This is a genomic window from Lysobacter enzymogenes, from assembly GCF_023617245.1.
Taxonomy (GTDB): Bacteria; Pseudomonadota; Gammaproteobacteria; order Xanthomonadales; family Xanthomonadaceae; genus Lysobacter; species Lysobacter yananisis.
This window is the reverse complement of sequence record NZ_CP067396.1, coordinates 192,913-208,854: the sequence shown is the minus strand read 5'-3', so window position 1 is coordinate 208,854 and position 15,942 is coordinate 192,913. Positions and strand designations below refer to the sequence as shown.

Below are 15,942 nucleotides of genomic sequence, written 5' to 3'. Positions count from 1 at the left end.
GCGACGCCGCGCCATTCCCGATTCCCATTCCCCACCGGCCCCAATGACCGACCTCTTAGCCGCCCTGCTCCTCGGCATCATCGAAGGCATCACCGAATTCCTCCCGATCTCCAGCACCGGCCACCTGCTGATCGCCCAGCACTGGCTCGGCGCGCGCTCGGACCTGTTCAACATCTCGATCCAGGCCGGCGCGATCCTGGCGGTGGTGGTGATCTATTGGAAGCGCCTGTGGGGGCTCGCGGTCGGCTTCACCCAGCGCGACAACCTCGACTACCTGCTCAAGCTCGGGCTCGCCTTCGGCATCACCGGCGTACTCGGCATCGTGGTCAAGAAGGCCGGCTTCACCCTGCCCGACCACGTCGCCCCGATCGCCTGGGCGCTGGTGCTCGGCGGCGTGTGGATGATCGCGGCCGAGCATTTCGCCGCCAAGCGCGCCGCCGCGCTCGGCGAGCGCAGCGACATCACCTGGACGGTGGCGACCCTGGTCGGCATCGCCCAGGTCGTGGCCGGCGTGTTCCCGGGCACCTCGCGCTCGGCGGCGACGATCTTCGTCGCCCTGCTCGCCGGCACCACCTCGCGCGCGGCGGCGACCGAGTTCGCGTTCCTGGTCGGCATCCCGACCATGTTCGCCGCCAGCGGCTACGAGCTGATGGGCGTGCTCGGCACCCCGGCCGCCGCGCAGGAAGACTGGAGCGCGCTGGCGGTGGCCTTCGTCGCCTCGGCGGTGACCGCCTTCATCGCGGTGAAATGGCTGCTGCGCTACATCCAGAGCCACCGCTTCACCGCGTTCGCGATCTACCGTCTCGTGTTCGGCATCGCTCTGCTGTGGCTGATGCCGAGCGGCAGCTGAGGAACCCGCCATGTCCGATCCGCACGCACCGCACGCCGACGCCTCGGGCCTGGAGCAGGAACTGCTCGAGGACCAGGCGCTGTCCGCCGCCGAACGCTATGCCGCGTTCCTCGCCGCGGTCGCCGACAGCGGCCGCTTCTGGGTGGCCGAATCGGGCGAATACCTGCTGACCCTGTTCGACGGCGACGGCCAGGAACTGTTGCCGGCCTGGCCCTCGGCCGCGACCGCGCGCGCCGCGCTGGCGCAAGCGCGCGCGCAATCGCCGAATTTGGCCGGCTATGCGCCGGCCGCGCGCGAGCTGTCCGCCTGGCGCGAGCGCGCCGCCGCGGCGATGGACGAGGCCGGCGTCGGTGTCGGCGCGTTTCCCGATCTGGCGATGCAGTGCGCGGTGGTCGCGCCGGCGCAGTTGCTCGAACACCTCGATGCGCTGATCGCCGAGTCCGACGCCGACGCGGCGACGGACGCGGACGAGACGGACGGCGATGCCGGCGACGATTCCGCCGGCGCCCCCGCCGCGCTCGACCTCGCCCAGGCGCAGCGCGCGCTGGCGCAGAAGTTCGCCAAGCCCAAGGGCGACTGAGCGCGCGGCCGGGGCCCGTCAACACAGACGCCGGCCGCGCTCGTATCGCCGCAACCGCGGCGATTCTTCGATAGTGCGAGCGCCATCGCAGATCGATGCGCGCGGCGCGCGCCGTCCTGCCTCAGGCTGTGCGCCCCGATATGGAGATCGCCATGCCCGCGTCGCTGTCGCCCCTGCGCATCGCCATAGCCGCCGTCGTCCTCGCGCTGCCCGCCGCCTACGCCGTGGCGGTGTACGCCAAGCCGGGCGGCTACCGCATCGACGAATCGTCGGACCCGACCTTCGTCCCGCTGCCGCGACGCAGCGCCAGCAGCGCCGACCTGCGCGAATACCGCTGGCAGGTGCAACTGGCCACGCGCGCCGACGGCAACGCGCTGCCGTTGCTGCAGGCCGATGCGCTCGATCAGATTTATCTGCAATTCGGCCCGGACCGCATGAGCTTCAGCGGCGGCGCCAACGAGATCTCGATGTACTACCAGGTCGACGGCTCGCGCATCGCCTCCTTCGTTCCGACCCGATCGGGCCTGCGCAAGCAAGGCGGCGGCTTCGTCTCGACCGCGGTCGGCACCTGGAGCGAACGTCCGCTGGCGATGGACCAACTGCTCTCCGCTCACCTCGCGCCGCCGTTCGAGCATTGGCTGGAAGGCAGCGGCACGGCCCAGCGCCTGCATCTGATCGGCGCCGACGGCACCCATTTCATCCTGCAGACCACGGATGCGGCCTACGGCGCCAAGGGCGAGCGCGTGAACCTGGAAATCGCCGCGGGACTGAAGCGGTGCTCGACCGGTTGCGGGCCGCTCAACGCGCCCAGGCCCGACTGCGTATCGGCGCGCAAGCTGCGCTGGGCGAACGGCGGGCCGCAGCCCGCGTCGGAATGGTTCACCCTGCCGCGGCACGCCTTCGACGGCCGGCGCATGCAGGACAACCAGCACCAGGTGCTGGAGACGCGCCACTACCCCAGCCTGAGCGGCAAGCAGTGCTCGGTCGGCATCTACGTCGTCGACTACGTGTCGCGCTACGAAGACATCGCCCGGACGCAAAGCGACGGCCTCACGACCGCGACGACCGCGACGGCCGCGCCGTGAGCCCGACCCGCGCCTGAACGCGCAAAACCCCACGCCGCGCGGCCCTGCGTTCATCTGGTTTTCGCGACTCACCCCGGATCATTGCGCCCCATGAAAATCCAACGTCCCCTGCTCCTCGCCGCCGCGCTGTCCAGCGTCCTGCTCGCCGCCTGCGCCGCGCCCTCGACCTCCGCCGACAAGGGCGCCGACATGTCCAAGCCCAAGGTCGATGCGACGATCAAGAACGACGCCGCGCCGGCCGCGCGCATCAACCTGCGCGGCTTCACCTGGAACCTCGACAGCGCCGTCGACGCCGCCGGCAAGCCGATCGCGCTGCTGCAGCGCGAAGGCAAGTACGGCCTGAAGCTGAGCTTCGTCGGCGACAACCTCGGCGTCTCCGGCGGCTGCAACCACGTCGGCGCCGGCTTCAAGCTCGACGGCGACCGCCTCGACATCGGCGATTTCCGCACCACGCTGATGGCCTGCCAGGACCAGCGCCTGATGCAGATGGACACCGCCATCAGCGAGCAGCTCAAGGGCAAGGCCCGCTACGTCATCGAAGGCGAGCCGCCGAGCCCGCGCCTGCTGCTGACCACCGCCAGCGGCGCCAAGCTCACCCTCAGCGGCGAGCCGACCGCGGAAACCCGCTACGGCAGCGCCGGCACCACGATATTCCTGGAAGTGGATTCGCAGTTGCGCAAGTGCTCGCACCCGCTGATCCCGAACCACCAGTGCCTGTGGGTGCGCGAGCGCGCGTACGACGCCAACGGCGTCGCGCTCAAGCCCAGCGACGAGTGGCACTTCCTGTACCAGGACATCGAGGGTTACCAGCACGAAGCCGGCATCCGCAACGTGGTGCGGGTGAAGAAGTTCGACGTCAAGAACCCGCCGGCCGACGCATCGTCGGTCGCCTACGTGCTCGACATGGTGGTCGAGAGCGAATCGGTGCCGGCGCCGAACGCGAAATAAGCGCAGCTCGCGCACGGGCGCGGCCTCGAACGCCAACGAAAAGCCCGGCCGCTCGCGCGGCCGGGCTTTTTTTCGCGCAGCGTCAGCGCGACGCCGGCGTCGGCTGCGCGCGCACCACCAGGGTCTTGGGCAGGCGGTCGTGCCATGCGGTCGGGCGCGCGGCCGGCGAGAACAGGATCGTGAACTGCTCGAACGGGATCAGCCGGGCGACGGTGCGGGCCAGCACCTGGCCCCAGCTCGGCGGACGGCCCTGTTCGTCGACCACGCGGGTGTTGGTCACCAGCTTGCCGAGGGTGACGCCGAACATGCCTTCCATCGGCACGTAGTAGACCAGCAGCACCAGCGCGGTCATGGCCAGGTCGCGCAAGGGGTCGGGCTGTTTGAGCGTTTCGATCACGCCCGGGTCGATCGCCGAGTAGACGCTGAGCCCGCAGAAGATCAGCGCCACGCAGGCGGTGCTGTCGATGAAGTAGTTGACCAGGCGCTGGATGCGCCCGGCCACGACCAGTTGCGCGGCGCGTTCGGCGCGGATCTGCGCCTGCGGCGCGGTGTAGGGATCGTGCGGTTCGTTCATGGCTGCGCTCGTTGGATCACAGGGTTCGCGTCTGGCCGCCGTCGACGTCGATGATCGCGCCCTGCATGTAGCTGGCCGCGTCCGAGGCCAGGAAGGCGACCACGCGCGCGACTTCCTCGGGCGCGCCGAAGCGGGCGATGCCGAGTTTTGCAGCCAGTTCCGCGGCGGCTTGGTCCGGTTCGATGCCGCGTTCGCGCGCGAGCGCGTCGACCCGCGCCCGGTTGCGTTCGGTGGCGATGGCGCTGGGGTTGACCGCGTTGACCCGCACGCCGTCGCGCACGCCGCGGTCGGCCAGCGATTTGGTGAGGTTCAGCAGCGCGGCGTTGACCGCGCCGCCGATGGCGAATTCGGCGCTGCCGGTGCGCCCGCCGATGCCGGCGATATTGACGATGGCGCCGCCGCTCTCGGCCAGGGCCGGCCACGCCGCGCGGCACAGCCGCACCGCGCCGAAGAACTTCAGCGCGAAGCCGGCGTCCCAATCGGCATCGGCGAAGGCGAGGAAATCGCCGCGCGGGGTCGCGCCGGCGTTGTTGACCAGCACGTCGAGGCGGCCGAAGCGCTTGTGCGCGGCCGCGACCGCGCGCGCGGCGGCGTCGGGCTCGGACAGGTCGGCCGGCAACGCCAGCGCCGGGCCCGGCAGTTGCGCGGCCAGCGCGGCCAGGGCCTCGCCCGAACGCGCCACCAGCGCCACCGCGCAGCCCGCCGCCGACAGCTCGCGCGCGACCGCCGCGCCGATGCCGCGGCTGGCGCCGCTGACCAAGGCGACGCGCTGGCTCACCCCTTCACCGCCGGATTGAGCGAATACGTGCCGTAGATCGAGGCCTGCGCGAGCACGTGCCCGTGCATCGCATTGAACACGTCGCCGGCGCCGAAGCGCGGCGCCAGCGGCAGGCGCTCGACGTCGAGGGCGTACAGGCGGAAGAAATAACGGTGCAGGCGCAAATCGTTGGGCGGCGGGAACGGGCCGTCGTAGCCGTACCAGTCGCCGGCCATGGCCGGATCGGACGCGAACCAGCCGGTGTAGTCGTTCAGGCCCTGGCGCGCGCCGCGCGGGCCGGCCGGATCGCGCTTGCCGTGCGCGACCACACCGTCGCTGCAGCTGCCGGCGGCGATCTCGCGCACGTCGGCGGGGATGTCGGCCATGACCCAGTGGATGAAGTCGCCGCGCACCTGGTGTTCGGGAATGCGCACGTCGGCGCGGCCGACCATCTCGGCCACGGTCGGCACGTCCGGGTCGATGCAGATCAGCGCGAACGAGCGCGTACCGGCGGGCACGTCGTCCCAGGCCAGGTGCGGATTGCGGTTGGCGGCGAAGCCGAAGCCGTCGGCGGTGGCCTGGCCGGCGGCGAATTCGGCCGCCAGGCGCTGGCGATGCTGGAAGCTGTTGCTGCGGATCTGCATGGCGAACTCCTGGGGCGAGTCGGGTTCTCGTCGCACCTCGCGCGGCGGGCGGAACCACGCGCGGGTGCCGGTGCTGGCGGAAACGATGCTTTCTTCGAAACGCTGCCGCACGGCGGCGATGGTCGCTCGAAACGGCTCACGCCGGCGACGGTGCGGCGCCGCCGCGCGGACGCAACGGCCCATGATCGCACCGGCGCATGACGGCGACCGCGACCGCCGCCGCGCATCGGCGGCGGCGCGCGCCTCAGCGCTCGGGATAACCGAGCCGGCGCGCGACCGGGGCGAGCGCGGCGAAGGCCTCGCCCAGCGCGCCCTGGTACTCGCGCCAGCGGCCGTCGGCCATGCGCGGACGCAGGCGGATTCCGGCGGGCAGCTGCAGGTTCACGCGCAGGGTATCGGCGAGCAACTGGGCGATCGCGGCCGGGTCTTCGCCGGTCTCGTCCAGGCGCACCAGCCGGTGCGGGAACAGGTCGCCCTCGTGCAGCTCGGCGACCTGCTCCAGGCTCTGCGCCAGCCAGCGCGCGGCATCGTCCGGCGCGCTCAGCGCGTACGGCGTCGGGCTGCCGTAGGCGAGCCAATCCAGCAGCATGTCGCGCGGGTCGCGGATCGGGATCAGCAGGAACGCCTCGGGCAGGTACGGACGCAGCGCGCGCAGCAGGGCGTTGTCCCACCACAGCAGCCAGTCGAACACCGGGCCTTCGGCGGCGCCGCGCGCGGGCAGCGCGGCGCGGTAGAGCTTGACCAGGAACGCCGGATCGAGGCTGCCGCCGAGCAGTTCCTCGACCGTGCCGTAGCGCTGCATCGGGTCGGTCGGCGGCTGCGCGCCGAAACGGTCGACCAGCAGCGGCGCGCCGGCGGCGTTGAGCACGTTGGCGATGCGCTCCACCCGCGAACCCGGCGCGCCCCACAGCATCAGGATGCCGCGGCCGTTCTCGGGAATCGGCGCCAGCGCCGGCCAATCCGAGCCGCCGCGGCGGCTGATCGGATTCAGCGGCAGGCGCTGGTCGGCGGCTTCGGCGTGCAGTTCGGCCCAGGTCGCGGCCGCGGCCTCGGGCTGGCCGGCCACGTCGAGGGTCTGGCCGAGCAGCTGGCGCAGCTCGCGCTTCACCGCCGGGTCCGCGGCCATGCCGATCAGGCGCTCGATGCGCTCGGCGGCGGCGTCGGGATCGCGCTCGGTCAGGCCGTGGACGATGCGCATCTCGGCGTTGGTGTCGCCCGGGCTCAGCTCGACGATGCGCTGGGCGATGGCCTCGGCCTGCTCGTGCTCGCCGCGGTGGTCGTGCACGGCGGCGCGCGCTTCCAGCGCGGCCAGGTGCTCGGGCATGGCCTCGCGCCAGCGTTCGATCACCGCCAACGCCGAATCGTCGGCGAACGGCTCCAGCGCCAGCCGCGCGCGCCACAGGTGCGGCGCCTGCGCGTGCGCGGCCAATGCGGTCTCCAGCGCTTCGCGCGCGGCGTCGAAGGCGCCGGCGCGGCGCCAGGCTTCCATGCTGGCGTCGAGCGTGCGCGGATCGTCGGGGTGTTCGGCGAACAGCGCCTGGGCGAGCTGCAGCGCGCGCTCGTTGCGGCCGGCGTCGAGTTCGAGTTCGGCGGCCCAGCGGCGCACGCCGAAATCGGCGCCGTCGCGGTCGGCCAGCGGCGCGATGCGCTCGGCCGCTTCCTGGAAGCGCGACTGGCGGCGCAGCAGGTCGGCGATCAGCAACTGCAGCGTGGGCTGGGCGGGATTGAGCTCGTCCAGGCGCGCGAAGCACTGTTCGGCGAACGCGAGATGATCCTTGGCCAGGTAGGCGAACCCCAGCGCGTGCAGCACCTGCGGATCGTCCGGCGCGACCGCGGCGGCCTGGCTGAGCACGGCCAGGGCGCGCTCGGCGTCGCCGCGGCGCAGCGCCAGCATGCCGACCACCGCGCCCACGCGCGGATGCTCCGGGGCGATGCGCGCGGCGGTGCGGCCCAGGCGCTCGGCCTCGTCGAGGTCGCCGCGCAGCAGCGCCAGCTGCGCCTTGACGATGTAGGCGGGGAACTGGTTCGGGTCCAGGCCGATCGCCCGGGCCAGGGCGGCCTGGGCCTCGTCGAGCTGGCGGCCGTCGAGCAGCGCGCCGGCGCGCTCCAGGTGCAGCTGCGCTTCCTCCGGCGCCAGGCCGATGGCGCGGTCGAGCGCGGCCACCGCGGCGTCGCGCTCGCCGCCCAGGCGCAGCGCGGCGGCGTGCAGGCGGTGCGCGGTGGCGTCGTTGGGGTGCTCGCCGGCGAGCTGTTCGGCGGCGGCGATCGCCTCCGCCGCCGCGCCGCGGCGCAGGGCGTCGAGGATGGATTCGTACATGTGACCTGATTCGCGCTGGATAAGTGAGGTGGGGATTGTAGGCGCGCGGGCCGGGTTGCGCGGCTTTGCCGAGTCCGGCGGCGGCGGGCGGGCGCGGACTGGATCGTGGGGCCGGCGCGGCGCGGGCGGGCGACGCGGGCGCGCGCTCGAATTCGGCTCAGGCACGGCAGGGCGCGGCGCCATGGGCGACGGGCGCCGGCGGGCGGGGGGCGCGGTCGCGGCTTGCGCCGCTCCTACAGGGGCTCCGGGCGGCTTCGTTTGCGGCTGCGGGAGCGGCGACCGCGGCGGACGCCGCCACGACCGCGCTCAGCCCGCCGCCAGCGCCGCCAGCCGGTCGGCGATCCAGCGCTCGGCGAAGCCGTCCAGGCGCGCGTTCTCCAGGAACCCGCAATGGCCGCCCCACGGCGCCACTTCCAGGCGCGAATGCGGCGGCAATTGCAGTTCGCCGAACGCGTCCAGCGGAATCACCGGATCGTCGGCGGCCATCAGGATGCTGGCCGGCACCTGCAGCCGCGCCAGCCGCGGTCCGGCGATGGAATAGCCTTCGAAATAGCGGTCCAGGGTGCCGAAATCGGTGTGCCGCTCGACCATCCACTGGGTCAGCGGACGCATGCGCAGGCCCAGGGTGCGGTCGTCGAAGTCGTGCACGGACGGGAACAGGTCGCGCTTGCGCGCCAGCGAATCGCGCCACTTGCGCTCGAAGTACCACAGGTACATCGGCAGGCCGGTTTCCATCGAATCCATGGTCCGCGCCGGGTCCAGCACCGGGCACACCGCGACCGCGTGCGCCAGCGGCAGGCCGATCTCGCTGGCGCGCAGCGCCAGGCGCAAGGCGAAGTTGCCGCCGAGCGAGTAGCCGGCCACCGACAGCGGCCGCAGCGGGAAGCGCCGCGCCACTTCCTGCGCGGCCTGCACCACTTCCTCGAGCCGGTTGGAGTGGAACAGGCCTTCGTTGAGGTGGTGGGTGTCGCCGTGGTCGCGGAAGTTGAGCCGGAACACCTCGAAGCCGCGACCGAGCAACTGCGCCGCGGTCAGGCGCATGTAGTTGGACTCGGCGCTGCCTTCCCAGCCGTGCAGCAGCAGCACCAGCCCGTGCGGGCGCACGCCCGGCACCGCGCTGTGCAAGCCCTGCAGGCGCACGCCGCCGGCGGTTTCCAGCAGGTGGATCTCGGTGCGCGCGCCGGCCGCGGCCAGGCGTTGTTCGGCGGTGCGCCGGCGCAGCGGGCTGGAGCCGAGCACCGACTGCACATGGGCGTTGCGCAGCCAGCGCGGGGGCGCGTAGTCGGCGGCGGTCAGCATCGCCGCCTCAGCTCGCCATCGCCTCGACGATGCGCTGCCGCGCCAGTTCGGCGATGCGGCGGCGGCCGTCGGCTTCGCCCGGGCCGATCGGGGCGAGGAAATGCACTTCCGCCAGCCGCCCTGGCTCGCCGAGCAGGCGCAGGAAGTTGGCGAAGAAGCTCTCGCGGCCCTGGAACGCGACCACGGCCTGGGCGTCGCCGCGCTCGCCGTAGCGCAGCGCCACCGGCTGCACCGGCACGCCGGCCTCGACCGCGGCCATGAAGATGCGCGCGTGGAACGGGCCGATCTCGCGCCCGCCGCGGGTGCCGCCTTCGGGGAACACGCCGACCGAACGGCCCGCGCGCAGGCGCGCGAGCATCTCGTGCAGCACGCCGCCGAGCGACTCGGTGCTGCCGCGCGAATGGAAGATGGTGTGGCCGCGCGCGGCCAGCCAGCCGACCACCGGCCAACCGGCGATCTCGCGCTTGGCGACGAAGCCCATCATGCGCTGGCTGTGCAGGATCTCGATGTCGACCCAGCTGACGTGGTTGGCGACGAACAGCGCCGCGCCCGGCAGCGGCGTGCCGATCCGGCGCAGGCGGAAGCCGAACACGCGCATCAGCCCGGCCGACCAGGCCCGGATCACGCGGTGTTCCAGCGGGACGTCGCCCCAGGGGATGCGGGCGGTCGGCAGGGTGATCAGCAGCAGCACCAGCGGCAGGTGGACGAACACGTGCCACAGCAGCAAGGGCGTACGGACCAGGTAACGCAGCGCACGCGCGGCCGACGCCCCGGTGGGCGCGACCGCGCCGGCGTGGGGAGGCGGCGCATTCATTGCGTGCACGATACCGAAGCGCCGCCGCAGCGGCCAGCGTCATTTGGCGGAACGCCGCGTCCGGCGAAGCCGGGCGCGGCGGCGTTGAAATTTCGACCGGATCGAGGTGGGAAGGCCTTCAGGCCCGATGCTCTGATTTCAGATCGCAGCGACCTGAGCGGAAAGCGTCGGGCCTGAAGGCCCTCCCACGGGAGCGAAGCCGCGGCGGACCTGAAGGCCCGCCCACAGCAGTTCAGCCGTTCGACCCAGCGGGCCCCGCCTGCGCGGGGCCCGGGCGACGTTCAGTTCGCCTCGACCGCGGGCCGCGCCGCGGCGCCGGCGCCGCCGGACTCGCGCTGGCCGACCTTATGCCCGACCTTGGCGAAGAACAGGATGTACAGGTAGCACGGCACCATCAGCGCCAGGAACACCGCCTGGAAGTCGAAGTGCTGCTTCAGCACCGCGTACAGCTGCGGCACCACCGCGCCGCCGGCGATGCCCATGACCATGATCGCCGAGCCGGTCTCGGTGTGGCGGCCCAGGCCGCGGATGCCGAGCGGGAAGATCGCCGGCCACATCATCGCGTTGGCGAAGCCCAGCGCGGCCACGAACAGCACCGACACATAGCCGTGGGTGGCGAACGCGCCGATGCTCAACAGCACGCCCAGCACCGCCGACCACGACAGGTAGCGCTCCTGCGAGATGAAGCGCGGGATCACGATCAGGCCGACGATGTAGCCGAGCAACATGCCGCCAAGGGTGAAGGAGGTGAAGAACTTGGTCTTGTCCAGCGGCAGGCCGAAGCTGTGGCCGTAGGTGCCGATGGCGTCGCCGGCCATCACCTCCACGCCGACGTAGACGAAGATGCACAGCGCGCCGAGCCACAGGTGCGGATAGCCGAACAGGCCGCGGCCGGCGCCGCCGTTGTCGGCGCCGCTCTTGTTGACCTCTTCGCCGCGCAGTTCCGGCAGCGGCGAGAACAGCACGCCGACCGCGAGCACGGCGAGCACGCCGGCCATCAGCAGATACGGGCCGTGGATGCTGGACGCGAACTGGTTCAACAGCTGCTCCTTGGTCGCCGGATCGGCGCCCTTGACCTGCTCGGCGAGGTCGCCCATGCCGTGCAGCACCAGGGTGCCGAGCACGATCGGCGCGAGGATGCCGGCGATCTTGTTGCAGATGCCCATCACCGCGATGCGCTGCGCCGCGCCCTCGATCGGGCCGAGGATGCTGATGTAGGGATTGACCGCGGTCTGCAGCACCGCCAGGCCCGCGCCGATCACGAACAGGCCGCCGAGCGCGCCGGGGTACCAGCGCTGGGTGGTGAACTCGCCGAACACCGCCGCGCCGATCGCCATCACCAGCAGGCCCAGGGCCATGCCGCGCTTCATCCCGGTGAAGCGCAGGATCGACGAGGCCGGCAGGGCCAGGAAGAAGTACGACAAGTAGAAGGCCATCGGCACCAGGAAGGCGCCGACCTCGTCCAGGTCGAAGGCGAGCTGGGCGAAACCGATCAGCGGGCCGTTGAGCCAGGTGACGAAGCCGAATACGAAGAACAACGCGCCGATGATCCCGATCGACATGAGATAGCGCGGCGGCGCGCTGGCGTTTGCAACCGACATGAGACTCCCCTCCCAGGGCAGGCGGGAGACGCCCGCCGCGTGCGCCTTGCTCCGGTTGACCGGCACGACAAGCGTTGGCCCAACGTTGTCACAAGTGCACGCGTCCTGCCAACCGGGACCGCCCGATTCGGCCGAAACCCGCGCCAGAACGTGATCTCCGGCGCGCGCCGGCATGTTGCGGCGCATCAATAAAAGCGCGGTCGCAGGCACGGTTTGCGCCCGTGCATGACGGTTTTGCGGAGTCTTGTTGACAACGTTGTCAAAGCGGGTGCAGTCTCGGCGCCGCCAAGGGGAACGCTCAAGGGCAGCCGTGGAGGGCGCATGCAGTGGGACGGGTCGTCGGAAACCGGGCAATCGCAGCCGCAGCGGCCGCAACACGGGCGCTCGCGCCGCATGAACGGCCGCAGCGACGCCGCGCGGACGCGGGTGCGCGCATGAGCGCGGCGCCGCGACTGAGCCCGGCCGCTTCGGCCGAGGCCGGCAGCTTCATCGCCGCCGACGTCGGCGGCACCCACACCCGGGTCGGGCTGGTGCGTCCGGGCCAGGGCGGCGACACCGTCGCCGTGCTCGCCCACCGCAAGTACGTGTGCGCCGACTACCCGAGCCTGGCGCCGATCCTCAGCGCGTTCCTGGCCGAATTCACCGCCGGCAACGGCATCGGCGTCGAGCGCGTGGTGATCGCCTGCGCCGGTGTGGTGCTGGAAGACCGCGTGGTCAATTCCAACCTGCCGTGGCCGATCTCGCTGTCGGAACTGCGCGCCGAGCTGGGCTTGCGCGAAGTGCTGTTCATCAACGATTTCCAGGCCAACGCCAACGCCGCCCAGTGCATGGCGCCGGACGATTCGACCCTGCTCACCCCGGGCGTGCGCGATGCCGCGCCCGGCCCGGTGCTGGTGATCGGCCCGGGCACCGGCCTGGGCGCGGCGATCCGCATTCCCCACGGCCGCGGCACCGTGGTGCTGCCGACCGAAGCCGGCCACACCGCCTTCGCGCCGGGCAACGCGCGCGAGGTCGAGATGCTGCGGCTGGTCCAGCAACGCGGCCACGACTACGTCAAGACCGAACATTTCGTCTCCGGCCCCGGGCTGGTGAACCTGTACGACTCGCTGTGCACGCTGGCCGAGGTCGAGCCGGCGCTGCGCGCGCCGGCGGCGATCACCGAAGCCGCGCGCCGCGGCGACGCGATCGCGCGCGAAGCGGTGCTGACCTTCTGCGCCCTGCTCGGCAGCGTGATCGGCGACCTGGTGGTCATCAGCGGCGCCAAGTCGGTGTTCATCGCCGGCGGCATCCTGCCGCAGCTCAAGGACTTCGTGCCCGACAGCCCGTTCCACGCGCGCATGCTCGACAAGGGCGTGATGCGGCCGGTGCTGGAGACCGTGCCGGTGCGGCTGATCGAGAACGAGCGCCTGGGCGTGATCGGCGCGGCCAGCTGGTACCTGGAACACGCCCGCGACGCCCACGGCGACGCGGCCCGTCCCATCGCGTAACCGCACCACCGTCGCGCGGCGCGCACGCGCCGCGCGGCGCAGGCAGCACCCGCTCCAGGCGCAAGGCCGCCGCAGGCTCGCGGCCCCCGGCACCGAAGGCGGCAATACCGCAGCACGGCTCACCGCAGCACCGGCACCGGTCCACGGGCGGCATCGCCGCGACCGGCCGCAGCAGCACCGCACCGACCACCGCACGCACAAAGACAACCGGACTCGACGACGAACCGGCCACCGGACGATCGCCGAGCCATCACCGCCCGAGGGAGGAACAGTAATGAAAGCGCGCAAGACCCTTTTGTCCGCCAGCATCGTCGTGGCACTGAGCATGGCTTCGGCCGCGGCGATGGCCCAGGACGCACCGGCCGCGTCGCAGGCCAAGGACCTCGACGCGGTCGTGGTCACCGGCATCCGCGCCAGCCTGGAGAAGTCGCTCGACACCAAGCGGGCCAACGTCACCGTGTCGGAGGCGATCACCGCCGAGGACATCGGCAAGTTCGCCAACACCAACGTCGCCGAAGCCATGTCGCAGATTCCCGGCGTGGTCCTGGACCGCCGCTTCGGCCAGGGCGAACGCGTCAGCATCGACGGCACCGACCCCAGCCTCAACCTCAGCTTCCTCGACGGCCACCCGGTGGCGCAGTCGATCTGGCTGTACGGCGAGCAGCCCAACCGCGGCTTCGACTACACCCTGCTGGCGCCGGAAATCCTCGGCCGGCTGGAAGTCATCAAGTCCTCCGAAGCGCGCCTGACCGAGGGCAGCCTCGGCGGCACCGTGCTGATGCACACGCGCAAGCCGCTGGACATGGACGCCAACTCCATCGCCGGCTCGCTGAGCTTCAACTACAACGACCAGGGCGGCGACACCCGTCCCAGCGGCTCGTTCATGTACAGCTGGAAGAACCCCGAAGAGACCTTCGGCGTCAACTTCGCCGCGCAGCACTACGAAGAAACCGTCGACCGCCAGGGCGTGGAAGTGTTCGGCTACCAGAAGGCCAGCGCGTTCCCGAACCAGACCGGCGCGGCCGCGGGCATCGACGTGCCCAACTTCGTCAACGCCGCCTGGTTCCAGCAGACGCGCGAGCGCAACAGCGCCAACCTCAACCTGCAGTTCAAGCCGAGCGAGGAGCTGGAGTTCAACCTCAGCGGCTTGTTCATCCGCGAGAGCTTCGACAACTACAACCAGTCGTTCTACAACTTCCTGACCCAGCGTCCCGGCGCGGTCGACCGGCTGAGCACCAGCGGCAACGTCGCCACCGGCGGCCACAGCAACGCCAACCCGGTGTTCTACGACAACAACGTGCGCGCGTCCGAGCCCGAGACCAAAGGCATCGACCTGACCGGCAAGTACCAGACCGACACCTGGGGCGTGTCGGGCCAGGTCGGCCACAGCAAGTCGGAGAACTCGCTGGAGCAGTGGTTCATCGAACCGGTCTACACCGGCGGCTACAGCTTCGACCTCAAGCGCGGCCTGACCTTCGACAACCCGGCCGCCGCCAGCAATCCGGCCAACTGGGCCGGCGACGGCTTCATGGGCAACTACGGCGTCATCGACACCGAGACCAAGGACACCTACGGCCAGGTCGATTTCAACGTCCGCTTCGACAGCGTGCTCAACAACCTCAGCTTCGGCGCGCGCCGCGGCAAGCACGAGGAAGACTATCGCCAGAACGTCTACGTCGGCCTGCCGGTCGCGGACCTGGTCACCGTCGGCACGATCAACCCGGTCAGCCTGCGCGACCTCAATCCCGGTTCGGGCCGCCATGTGCAAGTCGGCCGCCAGAACGTGATCGACTACGTCAACCGCTACCGCGGCGCGCTGACGCCGGACCCGGCCAGCTTCCTCAACAACACCTTCAACATCGAGCAGACCAACACCGCCGCCTACGTCCAGGCCGACTTCGCCAGCGGCGGCTTCCGCGGCAACATCGGCGTGCGCTACGTCGAGTCCAAGACCGACGGCGAGGGCTTCGCCTACGGCGGCACCCCGACCCTGACCGACCTCGACTCCAAGCGCGTGCGCAGCTCGAAGAAGGAAGACTTCGTGCTGCCGTCGTTGAACGTGGTCTACGACACCGGCGCCGACGTGCTGCTGCGCTTCGGCGCGGCCAAGGTCGTGGCCTGGGCGCCGTACAACCAGCTGGTGGGCAACACCTTCCTCAACGACAGCACCTTCACCGGCAGCGGCGGCAGCGCCGACCTCGACGCGTACGAGTCGACCAACTACAGCCTGTCGGCCGAGTGGTACTTCGCCGAGCAGTCGGTGCTGGCGGCGTCGGTGTTCTACAAGGACATCGACAACTACATCACCAGCGAAGGCCGGATCGAGCGCCAGTTCAACTCCAACGCGACCACCGCGCCGGCGTTCTACCAGTCGCGCATCGTCGGCACCAACGGCTGCACCGCCGACGGCTTCTGCGACTACAGCATCATCCGCCCGCTCAACGCCGGCAAGGGCAAGGTCAAGGGCTTCACCGTCAGCTACCAGCAGCCGTTCGGCGACACCGGCTTCGGCCTGACCGCGAACTACACCTACGCCGACGGCGAAGGCGCCAACGGCACCGACCTGCCGTACCAGTCGCGCGATGCGGTGGCGATCAGCCCGTACTACGAGCGCGGTCCGTTCTCCGCCCGGGTCAGCTACAACTGGCGCAGCGACTACCTGGCCGGCGGCTACGTGGCCGGCGCGCCGCCGGCGAGCGTGGACGACTACGCCGAGCTCGGCGCGAGCGTGGCCTGGAACATCGACGACCGCCTGACGGTCGCGCTGGAAGGCATGAACCTGCTCGACTCGGAGTACAAGCAGTACCTCGGCCGCGAAGAACTGGTCGCCCAGAGCTTCCACACCGGGCGCCGCTTCATGGCGTCGTTCCGCTTCAAGTTCTGATCGGCCGGCAAGGCGATCGATCGCTCGACCCGACAAGCCCGGCATTCGCGTGCCGGGCTTGTCGTTTTTTTGGCGTCGCCGAAACCTCGCCGTTCGCGTGGC

General features: G+C 71.1%; 14 protein-coding genes. 6 read left to right on the top strand and 8 right to left on the bottom strand.

From position 1 onward, the window contains the following. Positions 1–43: 43 nt before the first annotated feature. The 4 genes from JHW41_RS00870 (at position 44) to JHW41_RS00855 (ending at position 3,463) form a co-directional block, all read left to right on the top strand. Positions 44–850 (top strand): undecaprenyl-diphosphate phosphatase, encoded by an 807-nt coding sequence (locus tag JHW41_RS00870; protein WP_078997041.1) that lies wholly within the window; start codon positions 44–46, stop codon positions 848–850. A 10-nt stretch (positions 851–860) separates the two neighbouring features. Continuing rightward, complete coding sequence (locus JHW41_RS00865) at positions 861–1,430, top strand: DUF2750 domain-containing protein (RefSeq protein ID WP_250448707.1); 570 nt, start codon at positions 861–863, stop codon at positions 1,428–1,430. A gap of 152 nt (positions 1,431–1,582) precedes the next feature. Next, a complete protein-coding gene (locus JHW41_RS00860) occupies positions 1,583–2,515 on the top strand; it encodes a hypothetical protein (RefSeq protein WP_250448706.1) in 933 nt (310 codons plus the stop codon). A gap of 90 nt (positions 2,516–2,605) precedes the next feature. Then, complete coding sequence (locus JHW41_RS00855) at positions 2,606–3,463, top strand: META and DUF4377 domain-containing protein (protein WP_250448705.1); 858 nt, start codon at positions 2,606–2,608, stop codon at positions 3,461–3,463. 82 nt (positions 3,464–3,545) lie between these two features. Here the strand turns inward: JHW41_RS00855 and JHW41_RS00850 are convergent, their stop codons facing one another. The 8 genes from JHW41_RS00850 to JHW41_RS00820 form a co-directional block, all read right to left on the bottom strand. Further along, positions 3,546–4,037 (bottom strand): RDD family protein, encoded by a 492-nt coding sequence (locus tag JHW41_RS00850; RefSeq protein WP_250448704.1) that lies wholly within the window; start codon positions 4,035–4,037, stop codon positions 3,546–3,548. Between the two features lie 16 nt (positions 4,038–4,053). After that, complete coding sequence (locus JHW41_RS00845) at positions 4,054–4,815, bottom strand: SDR family oxidoreductase (protein WP_250448703.1); 762 nt, start codon at positions 4,813–4,815, stop codon at positions 4,054–4,056. After that, the gene (locus JHW41_RS00840; protein WP_250448702.1) at positions 4,812–5,438 is read right to left on the bottom strand and encodes a YbhB/YbcL family Raf kinase inhibitor-like protein; all 627 of its coding nucleotides are present in this window, start codon (positions 5,436–5,438) and stop codon (positions 4,812–4,814) included. Before JHW41_RS00840 ends, JHW41_RS00845 begins: the two co-directional genes overlap by 4 nt. Before the next feature lie 244 nt (positions 5,439–5,682). Continuing rightward, positions 5,683–7,755 (bottom strand): tetratricopeptide repeat protein, encoded by a 2,073-nt coding sequence (locus JHW41_RS00835; RefSeq protein WP_250448701.1) that lies wholly within the window; start codon positions 7,753–7,755, stop codon positions 5,683–5,685. A 306-nt stretch (positions 7,756–8,061) separates the two neighbouring features. Beyond that, positions 8,062–9,051: a YheT family hydrolase gene (locus JHW41_RS00830; RefSeq protein ID WP_138885598.1), complete on the bottom strand. Its 990-nt coding sequence runs from the start codon at positions 9,049–9,051 to the stop codon at positions 8,062–8,064. Positions 9,052–9,061: 10 nt separating this feature from the next. Next, a complete protein-coding gene (locus tag JHW41_RS00825) occupies positions 9,062–9,868 on the bottom strand; it encodes a lysophospholipid acyltransferase family protein (RefSeq protein ID WP_250448700.1) in 807 nt (268 codons plus the stop codon). 138 nt (positions 9,869–10,006) lie between these two features. After that, positions 10,007–10,057, bottom strand: coding sequence for a DUF6053 domain-containing protein (locus JHW41_RS26135; RefSeq protein WP_428995607.1), 51 nt, complete (start codon positions 10,055–10,057; stop codon positions 10,007–10,009). A gap of 92 nt (positions 10,058–10,149) precedes the next feature. After that, positions 10,150–11,469 (bottom strand): sugar MFS transporter, encoded by a 1,320-nt coding sequence (locus JHW41_RS00820; protein WP_057949595.1) that lies wholly within the window; start codon positions 11,467–11,469, stop codon positions 10,150–10,152. Between the two features lie 434 nt (positions 11,470–11,903). On the opposite strand from JHW41_RS00820, the gene JHW41_RS00815 reads away from it, so the two are divergent. Next, positions 11,904–12,956 carry a glucokinase gene (locus tag JHW41_RS00815; protein WP_250448699.1) on the top strand — a complete coding sequence of 351 codons (1,053 nt, stop codon included), beginning with the start codon at positions 11,904–11,906 and terminating at the stop codon, positions 12,954–12,956. A 274-nt stretch (positions 12,957–13,230) separates the two neighbouring features. Further along, on the top strand, positions 13,231–15,840 hold the full coding sequence (locus JHW41_RS00810; protein ID WP_057949597.1) for a TonB-dependent receptor: 2,610 nt from the start codon (positions 13,231–13,233) through the stop codon (positions 15,838–15,840). The last annotated feature ends 102 nt before the right edge of the window (positions 15,841–15,942 follow it).

What these genes read in the sequence shown, in the direction of transcription:
- JHW41_RS00870 (WP_078997041.1), top strand. Translation starts at nt 44, where the DNA reads ATGACCGACCTCTTAGCCGCCCTGCTCCTCGGCATCATCGAAGGCATC.
- JHW41_RS00865 (WP_250448707.1), top strand. Translation starts at nt 861, where the DNA reads ATGTCCGATCCGCACGCACCGCACGCCGACGCCTCGGGCCTGGAGCAG.
- JHW41_RS00860 (WP_250448706.1), top strand. Translation starts at nt 1,583, where the DNA reads ATGCCCGCGTCGCTGTCGCCCCTGCGCATCGCCATAGCCGCCGTCGTC.
- JHW41_RS00855 (WP_250448705.1), top strand. Translation starts at nt 2,606, where the DNA reads ATGAAAATCCAACGTCCCCTGCTCCTCGCCGCCGCGCTGTCCAGCGTC.
- JHW41_RS00850 (WP_250448704.1), bottom strand. Translation starts at nt 4,037, where the DNA reads ATGAACGAACCGCACGATCCCTACACCGCGCCGCAGGCGCAGATCCGC.
- JHW41_RS00840 (WP_250448702.1), bottom strand. Translation starts at nt 5,438, where the DNA reads ATGCAGATCCGCAGCAACAGCTTCCAGCATCGCCAGCGCCTGGCGGCC.
- JHW41_RS00835 (WP_250448701.1), bottom strand. Translation starts at nt 7,755, where the DNA reads ATGTACGAATCCATCCTCGACGCCCTGCGCCGCGGCGCGGCGGCGGAG.
- JHW41_RS00825 (WP_250448700.1), bottom strand. Translation starts at nt 9,868, where the DNA reads ATGAATGCGCCGCCTCCCCACGCCGGCGCGGTCGCGCCCACCGGGGCG.
- JHW41_RS00820 (WP_057949595.1), bottom strand. Translation starts at nt 11,469, where the DNA reads ATGTCGGTTGCAAACGCCAGCGCGCCGCCGCGCTATCTCATGTCGATC.
- JHW41_RS00815 (WP_250448699.1), top strand. Translation starts at nt 11,904, where the DNA reads ATGAGCGCGGCGCCGCGACTGAGCCCGGCCGCTTCGGCCGAGGCCGGC.
- JHW41_RS00810 (WP_057949597.1), top strand. Translation starts at nt 13,231, where the DNA reads ATGAAAGCGCGCAAGACCCTTTTGTCCGCCAGCATCGTCGTGGCACTG.